At 37.7% G+C, this 17,624-nt stretch carries 17 protein-coding genes; 11 read left to right on the forward strand and 6 right to left on the reverse strand.

Features of this window, described 5'->3' with window-relative positions; all coding sequences use genetic code 11:
• The 6 genes from ODZ84_RS19510 to ODZ84_RS19535 all read right to left on the reverse strand — a co-directional run bounded on the left by ODZ84_RS19510 (position 1) and on the right by ODZ84_RS19535 (position 5,298).
• A complete protein-coding gene (locus tag ODZ84_RS19510; RefSeq protein WP_266174062.1) occupies positions 1-441 on the reverse strand; it encodes a hypothetical protein in 441 nt (146 codons plus the stop codon).
• A 10-nt stretch (positions 442-451) separates the two neighbouring features.
• Positions 452-1,258 carry a lysophospholipid acyltransferase family protein gene (locus ODZ84_RS19515; protein WP_266174063.1) on the reverse strand — a complete coding sequence of 269 codons (807 nt, stop codon included), beginning with the start codon at positions 1,256-1,258 and terminating at the stop codon, positions 452-454.
• Between the two features lie 27 nt (positions 1,259-1,285).
• Positions 1,286-1,912 carry an NUDIX hydrolase gene (locus tag ODZ84_RS19520; protein WP_266174064.1) on the reverse strand — a complete coding sequence of 209 codons (627 nt, stop codon included), beginning with the start codon at positions 1,910-1,912 and terminating at the stop codon, positions 1,286-1,288.
• Positions 1,913-2,270: 358 nt separating this feature from the next.
• The gene (locus tag ODZ84_RS19525; RefSeq protein WP_266174065.1) at positions 2,271-3,830 is read right to left on the reverse strand and encodes a ribonuclease E/G; all 1,560 of its coding nucleotides are present in this window, start codon (positions 3,828-3,830) and stop codon (positions 2,271-2,273) included.
• 367 nt (positions 3,831-4,197) lie between these two features.
• Entirely contained in the window at positions 4,198-4,488 is a 291-nt protein-coding gene (locus tag ODZ84_RS19530) for an HU family DNA-binding protein (RefSeq protein ID WP_002984212.1), read from the reverse strand.
• A 138-nt stretch (positions 4,489-4,626) separates the two neighbouring features.
• Entirely contained in the window at positions 4,627-5,298 is a 672-nt protein-coding gene (locus ODZ84_RS19535) for a response regulator transcription factor (protein ID WP_266174073.1), read from the reverse strand.
• A 181-nt stretch (positions 5,299-5,479) separates the two neighbouring features.
• On the opposite strand from ODZ84_RS19535, the gene tssO reads away from it, so the two are divergent.
• The 11 genes from tssO to tssD all read left to right on the forward strand — a co-directional run bounded on the left by tssO (position 5,480) and on the right by tssD (position 17,367).
• On the forward strand, positions 5,480-6,016 hold the full coding sequence (gene tssO, locus ODZ84_RS19540) for a type VI secretion system TssO (protein WP_266174074.1): 537 nt from the start codon (positions 5,480-5,482) through the stop codon (positions 6,014-6,016).
• Positions 6,017-6,028: 12 nt separating this feature from the next.
• The gene (locus ODZ84_RS19545) at positions 6,029-6,553 is read left to right on the forward strand and encodes a type VI secretion system transmembrane protein TssO (protein WP_266174075.1); all 525 of its coding nucleotides are present in this window, start codon (positions 6,029-6,031) and stop codon (positions 6,551-6,553) included.
• Between the two features lie 49 nt (positions 6,554-6,602).
• The gene (locus ODZ84_RS19550; protein WP_266174077.1) at positions 6,603-7,511 is read left to right on the forward strand and encodes a PKD domain-containing protein; all 909 of its coding nucleotides are present in this window, start codon (positions 6,603-6,605) and stop codon (positions 7,509-7,511) included.
• 45 nt (positions 7,512-7,556) lie between these two features.
• Positions 7,557-9,956 (forward strand): type VI secretion system protein TssR domain-containing protein, encoded by a 2,400-nt coding sequence (gene tssR / locus ODZ84_RS19555; RefSeq protein WP_266174078.1) that lies wholly within the window; start codon positions 7,557-7,559, stop codon positions 9,954-9,956.
• A 91-nt stretch (positions 9,957-10,047) separates the two neighbouring features.
• Positions 10,048-10,551, forward strand: a complete 504-nt coding sequence (locus ODZ84_RS19560) for a DUF4280 domain-containing protein (RefSeq protein ID WP_266174079.1) — start codon at positions 10,048-10,050, stop codon at positions 10,549-10,551.
• An 18-nt stretch (positions 10,552-10,569) separates the two neighbouring features.
• Entirely contained in the window at positions 10,570-13,740 is a 3,171-nt protein-coding gene (locus ODZ84_RS19565; protein ID WP_266174080.1) for a hypothetical protein, read from the forward strand.
• 57 nt (positions 13,741-13,797) lie between these two features.
• A complete protein-coding gene (locus tag ODZ84_RS19570; RefSeq protein WP_266174081.1) occupies positions 13,798-14,406 on the forward strand; it encodes a hypothetical protein in 609 nt (202 codons plus the stop codon).
• 15 nt (positions 14,407-14,421) lie between these two features.
• The gene (locus ODZ84_RS19575; RefSeq protein ID WP_266174082.1) at positions 14,422-15,033 is read left to right on the forward strand and encodes a hypothetical protein; all 612 of its coding nucleotides are present in this window, start codon (positions 14,422-14,424) and stop codon (positions 15,031-15,033) included.
• A gap of 132 nt (positions 15,034-15,165) precedes the next feature.
• Complete coding sequence (locus tag ODZ84_RS19580) at positions 15,166-15,660, forward strand: hypothetical protein (RefSeq protein ID WP_266174083.1); 495 nt, start codon at positions 15,166-15,168, stop codon at positions 15,658-15,660.
• 151 nt (positions 15,661-15,811) lie between these two features.
• Positions 15,812-16,777: a hypothetical protein gene (locus ODZ84_RS19585; protein ID WP_266174085.1), complete on the forward strand. Its 966-nt coding sequence runs from the start codon at positions 15,812-15,814 to the stop codon at positions 16,775-16,777.
• Between the two features lie 185 nt (positions 16,778-16,962).
• Complete coding sequence (gene tssD, locus ODZ84_RS19590; RefSeq protein ID WP_266174086.1) at positions 16,963-17,367, forward strand: type VI secretion system tube protein TssD; 405 nt, start codon at positions 16,963-16,965, stop codon at positions 17,365-17,367.
• The last annotated feature ends 257 nt before the right edge of the window (positions 17,368-17,624 follow it).

Genomic DNA, 17,624 nt, shown 5'->3' on the forward strand with positions numbered 1-17,624 from the left:
TTATTTACTGTTTTTTACATTATTATTAATGATCTCCTGAAACACAGTGATGATGTTTTCCCAGTTGGTTTTATAATTGGGCATGATCGAACTGGCATCGGTTTTACTGCCTTCATTAGGACTTTTCTTTACATTGATGGTCGTCGCTACGATATCATAAATCTTCTTATGATCTTCCTGTATTCTTCTGAAGTTATTTTGAGAAAGGGTAGCCGTTATTTTTTTTAAATCTTCGTCAGAAATTTTAAAATCCTGCTTGTGCTTTTTTCCCTGCCCTTCAAAAGAATAGTGGGCACTGTTATCCTTGATCAGTAAGTTTTCATAAACGGGAGCAAGTCCCCCGCTTCTGGAATAGCTGATATCAAAATCTGAATATACCTTCTGGCTATTACATGAAACTAATACTATGAGTGCGAATAAGATTTCTATTATTCTTTTCATCTGTTTTACTTTAATTATCTGATTCCTTTTGTTCTGATTTTTTAGCTTTCAGTTCTTCATCATACTGGTGCAGCAGGTTAAAATCTTCTGTCTGCTCTATGGCAGTCATGATTTTTAACAGGATTTCATGAGCATTTTCTTTATCGTAATCGATATCCAGAGGCGCTTTAAACTCCATGGTAGGTTTTACACCCGTTACTTTCACACGAAGACCTTTTTTATCGAATGCTCTCCGGAATCCATTAATTTTAATGGGGATCACAATCGGCCGCTGGTTTTTTACCAGTTTTGCAGTTCCTTTTCTTCCCTGGGCAAAAGCAGAAGTGGTACCCTGAGGGAAAGTGGCTACCCAGCCGTTATCCAGAGCTTTCATAATATTATCTACCTCCGTGAGGTCTACCAGTCTGTTGACATTTTTACCCTCAGCTCTCCAGGTTCTCTTTACCGTTACTGCGCCTGCAATTTTAAAAATTTTAGGAAGAATACCTTTATTCATGGTTTCTTCAGCTGCTACATAATAAAAATCGATCTTTGGATTGAGCAGGTAAATCGGGTTTTTGATCGTATTCAGGTATCCGTTATTCACAGCACAGAATGCATGATACATGGCCGCAACATCAGCAAAGTAGGTCTGGTGGTTGGATACAAATAACACATTGGAATCCGGAAGATCCACGAGGTGCTCAGTACCTGTTATTTTCAATTTATTAAAGCCGTTGAATCTTCTGTAAGACACAAATCCTAAAATAAAAATAATTACCCTCTTAAAAAAATAGGGTGTACCGAATGCATCAGTGAAAATATTTTTCTTCGCCATCTCTCAATTAAACACGATAGTGCAAAGTTACATTTTTTTCAGCAACTGGCTGAATTCGCTTAAAATCATTGCTGTGGCACCCCAGATGATGTATCCGTTGAAATTAATAACCGGTACCTCATGGCCTGCAGCGCTCGGAAGCGCCATCATTTCAGGCTGATCCGGAAGATTTAGGAAAGAGGTAACTGGAAATTCGATTACTTCTACCGCTTCGCTTTGCTGTAAAATGAATTCGGGATTTTTTTTAGTGTACGAAATGTAGGGGTACACATAAAAATTACTCGGAGGAATATAGATCGGTGACAATTCCCTGATCATTCTCACATAATGTTTTTCTATACCGATTTCTTCTGAAGTTTCACGGACCGCAGTTTCTGCAAAATCCTGATCCAGTTCTTCGCGTTTTCCGCCAGGTAAAGAGATCTGGCCACTGTGTCTGTCGTGTTCGTTAATCGTTCTCTGGATCAGCGGAAAATGCCACTCGTCATTTTTCAGATACAAAACTATATTCACGGCAGCAAATTTTGGATTCTTCTTCAAAACCTCATCATAGGTGAAGACGGGACGCGAGGGTGGTGAAAATACTCCATGAGCATTTATCCCGGGCAATTCCGTGGTTTTTATTTTTCGTAATAAATCTTTTCCAAAACTCATACCTCAAATTTAAGAATATATCCCGAAGAAAAGAAGCGCGCAAAATGTTAATTAATCATAATTCACTATATGTAAATCTAGATTCATCATTGTTTTGCTGCTTTTGTTAATTAGAAATTTTAATGGTTTTAGTCGATAATAAAGTTATTTTTTTATTAAATCCGTACTGCTGAATGATCAGGATAGATTGGTAAGTAATTTATAAGGTCTGTAATACGGATACAGTATGTCTCTCTGTATTTTCTATTATCTTTTTGATAAGAATAGATTTGCAGATACTATTCACAGAAGAGGCAGAAGAAAAATGTATAAAAAAGGCCGTTTTCACTGGTTGTGAAAACGGCCTCCTAATTTTGTCTTAATTAGAATATCCAATCAGCTCTTCTTTGTTGGCATTATAAATTCTATATTCTAAATATTTAAAAGAATCCCTGGGAATGATGGTTACCCATTTTTTGTATTTAACAAACCATTTCATCTGGATGCTGTTGATCCCTTTGGTCAGGAATGCTTCCACGAAAGGATGAACATGCAGGTACAGTTTTCCTTTCTCCTTCTGCATAATTGTTCTGAGGGTTTCTCCCATTCTTTCCACAATAACGATCGGAGCAACGATTTCTCCGTCTTTATTAGGGTTTTCTTCTTTGGTTTCGATCTGTTTTTCCGGACGGTTTCTCTGTCTGGTAATTTGTATCAATCCGAACTTGCTTGGCGGAAGAATCTTGTGACGTGCTTTATCACGTTTCATTTCTTCTTTAAGATGTTCGAACAGATCTCTTCGGTGTTCAGGATTGGGCATGTCGATAAAATCGATCACGATAATCCCTCCCATATCACGGAGACGCAGCTGTCTGGCGATCTCTGTGGATGCCATTTTGTTCACATGTAATGCATGCTCTTTATTGGCGGTATTTCCGGCTGTAATGTTGTTGCCGGAGTTGACGTCTACGACGTGAAGGGCTTCTGTGTGTTCTATGACCAGATAAGCACCTTTGGAACTTGGAATATTAACGTGTTTTCCAAAGCTTTGTTTAAGCTGTTTTTCAACGTTGTAATATTCGAGTAGAGGAATGTGGGAATTATAAAAATGGACAATATTTTTTCTTTCCGGAGCAATAACTTCCACATAATTTTTCATTTCTTCCACCATTTGCTCATCATCGCATGTAATGCTGACGAAATCCTGGTTGAAATTGTCTCGTAAAATAGCTGAAGCTTTGTCTTCTTCGCTTAAAACCCGGGCCGGAACTTTATTCTTCTGAATGTTTTTAAAAGTAGTTTCCCATTTCTGGATCAGCTGATTCATGTCATTATGAAGATCGGCTACTTTTTTACCTTCGGCTACGGTTCTGATGATGACTCCGAACCCTTCAGGCTTAATACTTTCAATAAGTGTTCTCAGTCTTTCTTTTTCTTCGAAACTTTTAACTTTTTTAGAAATTGAAACTTTGTTATCGAAAGGTATCAGTACCAAAAAACGGCCTGTTAAAGAAACCTGAGTAGAAATTCGGGGTCCCTTTGTAGAAATAGGTTCTTTGGTAATTTGCAGCAAAACAAGATCATCTTTAGCGACTACTTTGTCTACTGTTCCATTTTTGTCTATTTCGGGTTGTATTTCGAAATTTTTTAAGCTTGAGGAGCTTTGTTTTTTAGAAATCGTATCTTTCAGAAATTTACGGTAAGTAAGGTATTGTGGTCCCAGATCCTGATAATGCAGGAATGCATCCTTCTCATATCCTATATTTACGAATGCGGCATTAAGGTTAGGGGCCAGTTTTTTTACTTTTCCAACAAACAAATCTCCAACTATAAATTCGCTTTTGTCCTCTTGCTCATGAAGTTCACATAGTCTTCCGTCTTCCAGCAATACAATCTTTGTAAGATCATCCTCATGCGAAACTATTAGTTCTTTCTTCATTTTGTTATAAGGTAATTGTTAAGATTAAAGGAAATAAGCATTGTTTTTTTATTATTGAATGAATCTTAAAATTAAGAATTAAATTAAAACATTCATGATTTCTTAAAAAAAAATCTTTAAAAAACGCTTTATATCCACGGAATCCTATAGTTGCAAAACAAAAATATAGCCGGTGAGCTTTTAAAATTTTAAAATCACCAACTATATTATTATATTGTAAATCTCGAGAAAAAGAGATTATTTTTTCTTATGTCTGTTCGCTCTTCTTCTTTTCTTTCTCTTGTGTGTTGCAACCTTGTGTCTTTTTCTTTTCTTTCCGCTTGGCATAATTTTAATTTTTAGTAACTAGTTAATATTCAGTTAATTTTTATTTTACTGCAACTTTTGTTTTTACTTTCTCAACAAAAGATTTTGAAGGTTTGAAAGCAGGAATGTTATGAGCAGGAATCTCAATCGCAGTGTTCTTAGAAATATTTCTTCCCGTTTTAGCAGCTCTCGTTTTAATGATAAAAGAACCAAAACCTCTTAAATAAACGTTATCCCCATTATACATAGAAGTCCTGATCTCCTGCATAAAAGCTTCTACAACTTTCTGTGTTTCATTCTTTTCTGTTCCCAACTTATTTGAGATGGTGTTTACCAATTCTGCCTTTGTCATTTCCTTTTTTAATTTTAAATTTTAGGTGTGCAAATTTAGTTAAAAAAATTGAATACTAGCAAATTAGTGGCAAATTATTTTTATTTAAAATGTTGAGATATTAGTGTTTAATCTTTGTTCATCTAATATTAAATCACTTTACATGCTGGAATTGTAATATCCATTCTCTACGCAGAAGCGGATGAGATGCAGTTTTGTTTTCAGTCCGAGCTTTTCGGTAAGCCTGTTGATATAGGTATCTATCGTCCTGGTACTCAGGTTCAGTTTTTCTCCGATTTCTTTATTGCTGAAGCCTTCGTAACAGAATTTCATAAGCTGGATTTCAGTAGAAGACAGCTCTTCCTGGCTTTTTTTCTGCCTTTCCATATAATCCTGTACAGCCAGCGGCTGTTGTTCCCATTCTTTAGTATAAGCTGTATAATCGAAGGTGTCGGATGCAATTTTTCCCTTAATAATATCTTTGATAATATTACTTTTTTTCTGACAGTAATAAATATTGGGCAGTTTAGAAAGAATTTCCGCCATATCTTCCTGGTAGGTGCTTGAATAAGTGATGACAGGAGTTTCAGGATTGTTTTTTCTGATGTATTTAATAGCTTCGATTCCGCTGAGGACAGGCATGAAAAGTTCAATGATGAAAACATCTTCCTGCCTTCTGTAATTTCGGCTGATAAGCTCGTGACCGTTATTACAGTCATTTAAAAGCATGAAGAACGGATTTTCAGTAAGTGTCCGGATCATTATTTTTTTAAAATAAAAATCACTGTCAGCAATAGAAAATCTCACAGTATTAGTTAATGATTTACTCATTTTTAATATCGATTTGGCGTGTGATATTTAAAATTTTTAGAGTCCTAAGGTATGAAAATCTGGTGATATTAAAAATTAATCATAAATTAATTAACATTGTAGTGCCAATTGATTTAAAAAGTTAAATTTTGTGAATAAGTTATTTTTTTATAATTTCACAGGCCAAACAAATCACAATCGTATGTCTTCGAACAGGGAGAAAAAATTAAATAAATCGGACGTCAGGATAGGCATTTGGAAATTTGTTCTATCATTTATCGTTTTATCGGCAGTTTCTTTTTGCTGCGTTTTCTTTTTCTTTAAGAGTTATGATACTCAGAGAGAGGGAATTAAGAAGGAAGCGGATGCTTATAGAGAGTTGCTCACCCGGGGCGATCTTCTCAGAACCCATGTAGACAGTATTTTCTACAGGATGGATCAGCTGGACATCGGCAAGGTCAATAATGATATTATTCTCAAAAATTATATTCTCGATAATGTTCAGGATGCCAAAAACATCATGGGTAAAGACAGCGTGGATAATTTTAAGCATTACTCTATTTTAATGAAACATATAGAGCCAATGCTGGCCCTGAAAAACCAGATCGTAGGCGTATCGTACAAAGAGCAGATTGCTTTAAGAGATGTCAGCGAATGCCGGGGGAAAATCGGAATTGCCAATAGTGAACTGAAGGTAGACCCTACCAGAAAATTTACCGGAAGCAGAAGAAGAAAATAAAAAACACAAGTTATGCAGGGACACATTTCGTTATCAAAAAAAGAAAAGCATTACCAGTTTATTTATTTAATATTAATGCTTGCCGCCGCCATTGTTTTTTTAAGTGTAATCTTTTTAAAAGGATTTGAATCACCATTTTCTGACGAAGATGTAATTTCTATCCGGAATCTTGAGGAAAAATCAAAATTTGATCAGCAGCAGAAATTTACCTATAAATTATTAGACAGTACGTTCTCACAGATCAGGAGGCTTACCGATGAGCCCCCTTCTCCTTTTGAAGAAGACCGGATTATGAACGGAATTAATGATGTAGCCAATTATTATGCAAATAATAATACACTGGACATCAGAAAGGAAGCTTATCCTCAGATTGCCAATTTTTATAAAATGTACTTCGATGATAAGAAGATCATTTCAAGTAAAACAGAGAATATCAAGAAACTCGAAAAACAGTTTGAAGATTGCTCGATAGGTTTTAAAGAAAAGAAAAGCCAGCTGTTCCAGCGTGAGAATGCTCTGAAAGCCAGAAGCCAATAATCAGATTAAGAGAATTAAAGAAATAAAACACATCACACAATCATTAACTATGAATTACTTTCAAAAGAACAGGAAAAACATTATTATCGGTGTCATTGCGACGCTGCTCATTGCAGCTTTGGTCGTATTGTGGCTGCAGAAGAAAGTCATCCACTCAGCCGATGATATTGTAGGAGTTGTCTATCCGTCTTCGGTGGCTGTGGGAGATACCCTTTTATTCGAAGACAAAACACAATTTGCAAAAACCAAAAGATGGAACTTCGGGGATGGTACCACATCAGACAAAAGCAGCGGAATTCATTTTTACAATAAACCGGGATATTATCAGGTAACCTTAATTGTGGACAGCAAGTATTCTAAATCATTTCCCGTAATGGTTTCTGCAAGAAGTCTTCCGAAGCCGAAGGATACGATGAAAATCAAAACCACGATTGATGGTCCTTCCCAGGCTATGCAGTTCATTAATGTGCAGTTTCGTGCGATTTCTGAGGCTAAACAGTTTACATGGAAGTTTGGGGAAACAGGAAATATAGATTCCAAAGACAAGATGGCCATTTATTCATATAAAAAACCGGGCGATTATGTGGTAACCTTGTTTACGGATGAGGGAAAAGAACCTATACTGCACCATATCAAAATTCTTCCGGCCTATGACGCCATGGAAGAAGAAGTAAGTGTGGAAGATGCCTACGCGAAAATTGATAACGATTTTAAATATCACCTGCAGCAGATTGCCAACGGGAACAGTTTCAATACCCATTACAATTATTTACTGAGAACGTATCTGTGTAACAATGAAAACACAGTAGTCAAAGTTAATGACAGCAAAGCCAACAACTTCTATATGTATTGTGCAGGGCTTCAGTTTGATAAAAATAATGTCATTCAGACCGTAAAAGTAAATTTTGACGATGCACAGAACTGTGTCACCAAAGTAGATATCAATCAAAGTAAATAATCTGTCGGCTCATTTTCGGGCACACCAATCATAAAAGAAATAAGGATGAAAAATAAATTTCCTCTAGCAGCATATTACATAGGAGTTTCGGTACTGTTAACGGGTTGCCAGGTCAGGCTGCCTTCCAAGAAAACGCCTGAGCCGTCACAGTATGGCCAGGTTGATAATTCACCTGTTGTCAACGGCTTTCCGAAAAAATCGGTTCCATGGATTGCGATATCAGACCGGTCCAGAAATACGGCTTATCTCGATAAAAGTGATGAAAAATCATATAAGGAAGTTAAATTTTTAGAACCGCTGATGGTTTTGAAACACAGGGACGGGATGGTGAAAGTAGCAGAATATGTTCCTGATGCTTTAATGAAAAAAGTTTCTTCAAAATCAATTAAAACCTACGGCTGGATTCCGGAATCCGACCTGCTGCTTTGGAGTAATTCCTTAAAAAGCGAAAAGACAGGCTTCCCTGTAAGGGTCGCAGTACTTCCGAATAACAGTGAAGTGATCAGAAGTTCTGAGAGATATTACAAAAATGATTCGATCATGGTGTTCAATTCTCCAAGTCTGATCGAGCAGGCAGACGTAAAGATTCCTAACGGACAGATGGTGTATGTATATAAACAGGCAGAAAATAACAAAAGATTTCTGGTCGGGAAGAAACCTTCTGTTGATATCGACAGCATCAGTACAAGTCTGTACGGATGGGTGAGTTCCAACGTTATTTCAGCCTGGGGCGAACGTTCTGCGGTTAAAATGAAAAATACCACAGGAATTTCAGAATCAGCATTAGGAATTCATGAAGGGCATCCGGGAGGGAATAATACGGACAACAGGACGGCTGTTCTTCTGACCGATGTGAATAAAAGATCTCCTCTTGAAAATATTTATCCGATAAGTTTACCCCTGAATGAAGCACCCACTCCTGATTCTAAGACAAAATATTTCACGAATGTTTTAGATTACAGTAAAAATTATGTTTTCAATGTACTGGGAGAACCTATTTATTTTGACCGTTACAGAGAAATTACCGATAGAAATAAAAAAATAAATATTGTTTTTGCTCTGGATATCAGTGCTCAGAATGCACCATATGCTCCTATTGTAAAGTCGTTGCTTCAGGATCTTCAGCTGAAATTTGAGAAACCTTCTTATTTTAATACCGTAAAATACGGAGTGGTCTTATATAAAAATAATTCGTGTGGAGACAATGTTGCAGTATCTGACTTAAGCACAGATTACAGTAAAATCACAACGTTCATTGACCAGAAGACCAATGAAATGAACTGTCCCAGCAATATCGGAAACCAGCCGGTAAATGAAGGGCTGATGGCTGCCGGGAATCTCCTTTCCAACGTTCCGGATGAAACCAATATTGTGGTTACGGTAGGAACATCTTCCAGCCAGAGCGGGAATATGTACGGTGTGATCAATTCACTGACACAGGCCCAGGCAAGAATCATTATGTTTCAGACCAATGCGAGATCGTCTGATACCTATAATGATTTTGTATTGCTTTCTGAAAATGTAGTCACCAATACAGCAAAAAATATTGCAGAACTGAAGAAGCAGAAAATTATCGATCAGAATGATGTGCTGACCAAAAATAACTTCAGTCTTATTGAAGGTGATGCCGGATTCTTCTCATTAGATTATCCTAAACAGAGCATGTCTCAGGGCTTTGTGATCTTTCCTAAAAAAGGAGATATCGGAACTCCGGGATATCTTAAAAAATCTGTTGACAGTTTAATTGCACAGGTGACGCTGGATAATGAAACACTGGATAAATCCCTGAACAAATCTTTCCACTCTTCGGTAGGAGCGGGAAGAACAGATGTAGATGTGAAATACAAATATCTGTATCCGGGACTTACCAATCCTGTTCCGGCAGGCATTGCGGCCCAGCTGATCAATTATGGAAACCCATTTCTGGCAAAAGGATATATTCCGCAGGAACTGAAAGATTTCAAACCGGGATTGGAAAAAGGAATCTTAATTTCTGAAACAGAATATGATAATTTAAAAGCCTTCTACACCGAAGTATACATGAAAACAGGTGCTGAAAGAGCAGACTTCAGCCAGTCCAGAGCCGTGAGAGAATATGTAAATCTTCTTAAGAAATACAATCCCACCATTAAATTCCTGGATAAAAGTGATCTGTATGAGCAGCCGATGTCTTATTCGGTAGGAGTAAGTACAGGATTTGATAATTCCGAAGAGGAGCTGATGTCCAAATACAAACTGAAAGGCTGGAAAAAATCTAAGATTGTAACCAATGAAACCGTAAGGACCTATTTCCGAAATTATAAAAATCTTTCAGAGAGAATGTTGAACCACAGAAATGATCCGGCGGTGAAAATTCAGCAGAACGGGCAGACCTTTTACTGGCTTAACGAGTACTTCATGCCTACAATGCTACCCGTTGAAGAACCCCAGTATACCAAACATTAATCATCTATAATATTGAAAAGCAGAAATTTATTTCTGCTTTTTTTATTTTTTAATGTAATTTTTTTATCTTTATGATACCAAATTGTAAAGTATGTCTACCCAATCATCTCCTCACGACGGAAAGCATTTTGTCGTTCAGAAAGGCAAAGCCCAGTGCAATCAGGGTGATCAGTTGCCACAGCATAAAGTGACCTCCCATCAGCATCATTACTGGAATGATTCCGATGGTAAAGCAGATTTCCTGGCCGTAACGGAAGATGATCTGCAGTTTAATCCTCCCGGGCCCAGTTTTGGTTTGTGCAAACTGAAGCCCACTCCCGGCGGATATTTACCCTGTACTTACGCACCGGCAGGAAAATGGCAGAAAACGTATAATAAAGTTAATATTTTAGGAAAGAGTATCGTTACTGAGATCTCAGAACTGCAATGCTGTATTGGCGGTCTGATCACCATTAATGATCATGGACAGCGCGGACAACTGAGCAAACAGAATGTGAAAGCAGCAGACAATAAAACCGTACAGCACATCAGCCCGCTGGTAAAAATGCAGGACTTTAAAGAGCTTGTGGAAGAAAGTGAAATAGATGCTTATTAACCTTTAATCATTTTCTCTATGTCAAAACAGGGCGTTTCAAGAATTACCGGAAATCCTCATCCGAAAGTGGGTGAGCAGACATCCTATACTATTGAGGAATGGTATCCGGCAACTCCCCAAACTAAAAAAAATCCGGCTATGGTAACCTGGGAACTGTTTAAAAGACGTTTCAACGGAAGCTATACCACCACTAATATCAAGAAAGTAGGAAGCGGAGATTTTACATTCGGAGAAGTAGCTTCAAAGCATACCTATCGCCTGGAGGCCTATCTTCATTCTTCGGAAGGCCAGGGCCCTTCCACGATCGATATTAACCCCGTACCGGCAGGTGTTCCGAAAATCAATAAAGTAGAACTGCTTTATAGCGACGATTCCGTAGGAACAGTGTTCAGTTATCATGAAAAATTAATTGCTAAAGCTCAATGTGTTAACCTCAGAGGTGAAAAATTATTATTTACACTTTGGGAAGACAGTGCAGCAGGCAATGGTCATAATACAGGAAATTTATTTGTGGACAGTAAACAGGCCGTTGTTGAAAGTAACGGGACTGCCACAGCCGAATTTATACTGACAAAAGCACTGATGCAAAAAGCAGTGAACGGGGAAAGAGAGCCTCAGAAACTGGAGTTTTATGTCACCGTAGAATATTATGAAAACAGAAAGCATGCAACGAACAATATAGACGTTCAGAATCCGGAATACAGAGGACCCGCCCGGCCTGGAACAGCAGAACCGGCACAGCATCCCGCACCTTCCCCGGATAATAACCCGACTGTACAACCGGAAGAATCAGCTACCGAAAAACCTGCTTCTAAAAAAGAAGAAAACGGAATCGGAGATCCCGCTGCTGAAAAACCGGTTGACTATCAGGAAGCAAAGGGAACGGTAGAACCTGAGCAAACCCCTACTCAGCAGGCTCCTGAAGGAAAAAGTACCAGTGTGGTGGAAGAACTGAAAACGGAAAGCCTTCTTGATGCTTATTTTGCCAAAGAAGAGTTTACCGTACAAACGGACGAGCCCGACGGGCAGCATACGTATACTTTTCAAGGCAATAACAATAATATCAACAAAGACAGTGTAGCCAATATCATTAAAACGAAGGTAGATGCTTCAGTGAAAAAAGATAAAAAATATGCTAAACTTGAAACAATAAAAGCAGCATTTACCAAAACATCCTACGCGAAAGGAGAATCTGTCTCTTTTGCCCTCCATAAACTCGGGCCGGCTTATGTAAGAATCAACAATGCTCCACTGGAAGATGAGGTTTATATAGTAGCCACCACGATGTTGCTGGACGGTAAGGAAGTAAACATTAACATACGCGAAAAAGAGCCTATTCTCGTAGAGAAAGATGCAAACCTTCCGGTATTGGAAGCAAAAGAAAACGGAAATGAGCTCACAACATTAAAGGCCACTGCCCAGAACGGTATTGCAAAAGTGAAGATTAAACTTCGTCCGAAATCTGACGACACTTTGAAAGCCTGGCAGGATAAACTGAGTGGGATCAAAGACGGAACACATACTTACACCTTTGGAGGTAACGGAAATAATACGGGAACCGAAGCACAGAAAAAGAGGATTGCCGGGATTATTTTAAATAAAATCAAAGCCGAACTGACTGAGCAGAAAAAGTTTGCGAAGGTAGAAACCATTGAGGCTGCTTTAACGAAACAGGTTTACAATAAAGACGAGCAGGTAACCTTTGATGTTTATAAAAGTGTCACCGAATTTCTGTGGCTTAAAGCAGACTGTCAGGGAAACCTTAAAAAACATGAGGGCGAATTCCTCAAAAAGGAAGGTGCCTATTTTGAAATCGGAAAAAAATGCCCGAGGTGTAAAGAGAAAATCACGCTGGAACAGATTGAGTCTTTATTTGGCGTACTTCCGAACCACAAGGCTTTCAGACAGGAAATCGTCGATAATCTGAACAAATACATTTTCGATTCCGGAAAAGATATTCATATTGATACCTGCTTGCGGAAAGCCCATTTCTTCGCTCAGGTAGGCGCTGAAACATCAGGAATAAATCCCGACTGGATGGTGGAAACCGATGCCGTTCCCTATGGTGCCTCCAATATTACGGCAAGTTTATTTGGGGAAAGAGCGACGAAACTGAGCAGTCAGGGGAAGATCAATGAATATTGTGCAGAAAGACCTCAGAAAAAATTACTTAGCTTTTTATATGCCGCGGAAAATGGTTTTGGAAACGGAAACGGGAATGAAGCGAGTGGCGACGGATATACTTTCAGAGGGCGCGGCCTGAAGCAGTTAACCGGTCGTGGAAATTATAAACAGGCGTCCACCTATTTAAAGGAGATTTTCCCTGACGAATATATTGATCTTGAAGCCAATCCCGACAAAGTAAAAGAAGCCAAGTATGCGGTGCTCTCTGCCATTGCTTACTGGGAAAGCGTGGAAGTCTGGAAAACTGCAGATACCATAAAAGTGTCTACCGATGATAACATCAAAAAAATAAGAAGAACCGTCAATGGAGGAACAGCTGGCTGGAAAAAAGCCAAAGAATATTTCGAAAAAGGAATTGATGTATTTAAAGTAAATTCCTGTTCTCCCGTAGAAAGCGACTCTACATGGCATGATCCTATCGATAATCCCCAGAGGACTTATTATAACTCATCAGGAGCACATAAGGAGCAGAATGGTGCTTTCGGACCGGTAAGAACTAAAATAGAAAATGGAGTAGCCGTTCCGAAAAACCATCAGGGACTAGATATTTTTGCAGATGTGGACACGCCGTGTAAAGCCTGTCTTGACGGGACTATTGTAAGTTACAGCAACGAAGGAGCCAACGGATACGGCAATGTACTGGTTCTGGAAGTTAGCGGGGAAGATCTGCGGAATGCAAAAAGGGCCTATACTCATGAATTTACCGCTGAAGTGGAAAGTGGAACCGGATTTGATATCAATGCAGAAAAATTTTACCTCCGGTATGCCCACTTAAAATCGGCGGAAAAAACCAGCGGGACGGTAACGGCAGGAGAACTGATCGCCCATTCAGGAGATTCGGGAAATGCCAGCGGAGTGCCGAATCCGCATCTTCATTTTGAAGTAGCCATGAAAGCTACAGGAAACGGAACAGGTCTTCAAAACCGATATAATCCGGCTTATTTTGTGAGATTGACGGCGATAGACCAGCCGGCTCAGGAAACCGTGAAAAATGCAAGATCATAGGTGAAAACAGAAATAATCAGGTCAACAGAATAAATAGTGAACAGTAGATAAGATATCATGCACAGGTTTTTAAAAGTATTTTTTTTATTTGGATTATTCCTTTGGAGCTTATTGTACAACAGTCAGCTGTCTGAGGTGAAATTTTCTGAACGTTCAGGCGGAAGTTCGTATGGAAATAAATTAAAGGAAATTTCTTTCGATGCCATAGGTGCCTTTACCTTTAATCATAAAGAAAACTCTTTCGTACACAAAACAACCAGACTTACAGATACGAAAGATGGTGGTTTTGATATCTTTAAAAGAAATAAGAAAATAACCCATATCGATTTTTCGGATTTTGAAGGACCGGGATTTTCGGTGTACTCGTATCAGTCCAGTAAGGATAAAGCAACAGAAATTATCATGATCGAAGGACAGGCTGATATAGGAACCGCATGGTATTACGCCGTAGTAGTCAAAAATGAGAAGCTGCTTGATCAGTTTTATATCAATGAACCCAGAAGTAATTCTGAAACCACGGACATCAAAGATTTTATCAGCATTTCCCTGATGGATAAAAAGCTGATCTTTAAATTTAATAAAGATAAGATCGCTCCCTATTCAGTAGCTTCTGAGAGTTTGAAAACGGATAACCGGTACCTTTATCTGGAAAAAGAAATACAGTAACAGAAACAGATTCCTATGAACAATATAAAAAATATCAAAAGTTTTTGCCTTTATATACTACTTCTGTCACTTTTATTGCTGTCGGGATGTAAAAAAAGCGCAGACCCTGAAATAAAGAACGATGCCGGGAAGACAAAATTTTCTTCGGTTAATGCAAGCGTATCAGTTGGTGAGAAAATGACCGCTCCGGTACCGGAATATAAGAAGGATAATAATAAAGAAGGGTCGTATGTCGCCGATTTAAAAGGCAGCTGGGCCGTCAACTGTGACAACGGACTGACCGAACTTTCTATTGATAAAAATGAAGGATTTATGACGTTGTATTCGGATAATGCCATTTACATTAATGTGACGGTTAAAAAATCACCGGATACTCCTGATTTCCTGATTTACTTTAAAAGCACCGATTCGCAGAAAAGATTTTATAAAGACAAACCGAATGTCAACGATTCGGAAATTTCTAAAGACAAACCTATCGGAAAATTATCTTCAGATAAAAATAATCTTAGACTAGAATGGTTTGGTTTATACAACAACAGAATTCAGAAATTTGAATTTAAAGACAATTTTATCATGATCCGGGAAAACGGAGGAAAAAATCCGGTCACATTATCTAAATGCACATAAAATAATTTTATCTGAAACATAGTCAGGTTGTAGAATATTCTATAACCTGTTTTTTATGAAAATAATAAGAATATTGATCATATGATTTTTGGCACTGCAATTGCTTCAGGAGCGTTAAACAAATGTTAAATTATGATTGAAAAAAAAATTATAGGCCTGGGTCTCCTGTTCTGTCTGGCATTCTCTGCCTGCAAAGAGACTGAAAAAATAGTAAACCGGACCGATAGTGATTCCGTTTCGGCTGAAAAGGCACGTGCCATTAAACCTACAGTTCCGAAAGCAACAGTTCCAGCGGAAAAAAAAGCAGATTCTCTCACCGCCGCTGAAATGGCTATGATTGAAGGCAAATTTACGGCTAAAACCTGCGAAGACGGAAGATTTTCCATCATGCTTGAAAGTAAAGGCAATAGAATTGGTTATAAAATTTTTGATAAGAAGAAAGTATTTGCATCCGGAAAAGCCAATATTTATAAAACAGATAAAAGCAACGAATTTAATCTGTCCATCGGAGCGATGGGCGGAATTCTGAAGGGAGATACGCTCACCATACAGAATTACGGAAATTCAATGAACCAGTTTGATCATTTTGGTCAGTGTGCTGATAAATATCTCAATTTTGTAAAGTAAACTTCTGATATAAAGATAAAAGCAACGGAATATTTTTCGTTGCTTTTTCTTTTAGACCTCACCATATATGATTTAATAAAAATAGTAAAGGAGAATATTTGTAAAATAAATATTTTGGATTAAATTGTATTCTGCCAAAAAAAGAAATGATATGATGGTTCATTTTATTCTTTCCGGGGAAACACTGGAAAGTATATCTGAAGAAATACGACTGGAAAATCCAAAATACCTCAAAGAATACCATAACCAGCGGTGTGCGAGAGTAGACTATATACATGACCGGCTGGTTCCGGGCAAAAGGCTGCTGATTCCCGGTATTAAAGAGATTATAGAATATAACAGCAGGAACGATGCTCCTTTCAAAGCAGTCCGGCTGAATCCTGAATTAATCTTTAACCCTGAGGGCCTTGATGATAAATATTTTGTTGAAATTATAGAATCTGCTGAGAGAGACGGGGAAAATATCGGGCGTAATTTTCTTACCTATGCCGCCCGTGTAAAGTGGATCAGGCAAATAAATAATCAGCATCTGTTTGAACTGTCCAAAACTGACTTTTTCAATATGGATGGCAGCAAAATGGCGGATCTCGCAAGAGAATGTATGAACTTTATTTATCCGATGAAAATCTATACAAATCTGCAGGGAGAGGTGATGAGAATAGAGTTGTGGGATGAAATTATCAAGGGTTTCAAACACAATAAAGAAAAACTGTTCGATCTCTTCCCGGATAAATATGCCGCGATTTATATTGAAGAATTTGAGTTTATTGTTCTTGATAGAGAACTTTTTGACCGGCGAATGAAGGAGGACAGTTTTATTAAAACCTATTTTGCGGCTATAAGAAATAAATTTATTAACGGGACCTCTCACTTTGACCAGACCATCGGAGAAGAAAATCTACCTATACAGGTTCAGCAAAAAGTTTTAGATGAGCAGTATTCAGATGAAATTGTACTCTCACAAAGCCTGATTTCTCTGCAGAAAGATATCATGTATTCGGGTACTTATTCCCTGTATACCGAAAATTCTGTAATCAGTAAAGCGGAAATTGATTATTTTATTTCGCGATACAATGTTCAGAATAAAACTAAAATAATTATTAAACATTTACCTTAAATCTCTGTTATAAGAAGCTAAGAGTGTTCTTTAATTCAAAAGTCGTAGAATTACGACATCAAATCGTAGAATTACGACAAAATTAAAGATTTAAATAAAATTACTTTCAAAAAAACAATAACGGTTTTATCTTTGTTTAACAATCACTGAGTAACAACATTATTAACGATTAAAATTTACAAATCATGGCAGCAAATTCAAGAGGAATTTTAAAATTCAACGGAGGTGAAGGACAAAAGCTATTAAAGCTGAACTACGGAGTATCAAGATCTACAGATGTATCCGGCAGAGTAGCTTCAGACCCTTCCAACGCACTTATTAAAGTAACAGTAGAGGCTACTGAAAAATCAGACATCCTTGAAAGCTTATTGAACGGAAAATATAAGCCAACGACAGGAGAAATCACATTCAACAAATCTCACGAAGAAGGTACATTAATTACTTTAAGCTGGGAAAACGGATATGTTATCCAGCATGAAGTGGACTTCGATGCAGTAGATGAAAACAGCATGTTGATCAGCTTTATCGTAAGCGCTGAAACCATCAGCTACGGTAATTCTGAATATAAAGGGTTATGGCCTGGAGTATAATCAGCATTTAACTAACATTCATAATAAAAGACTGTCCCTTCAAGACGGTCTTTTTTACCATTACAGAACAGATCTGTCTTATATTGCTATGCATTGAATAATATGGATAGGTTATTTCTCAAGACCTATTTTTACAATATAAAAAAAACTAATATCTTAGTAAAGAATTAAAACTGTTAATGATTATGGTTTAATCCTTATAGAACATTACAGAAAACCAAATCAAAGACATCACATCACACCGGATAAATATTAAT

Source organism: Chryseobacterium fluminis, assembly GCF_026314945.1.
GTDB classification, from domain to species: domain Bacteria; phylum Bacteroidota; class Bacteroidia; order Flavobacteriales; family Weeksellaceae; genus Chryseobacterium; species Chryseobacterium fluminis.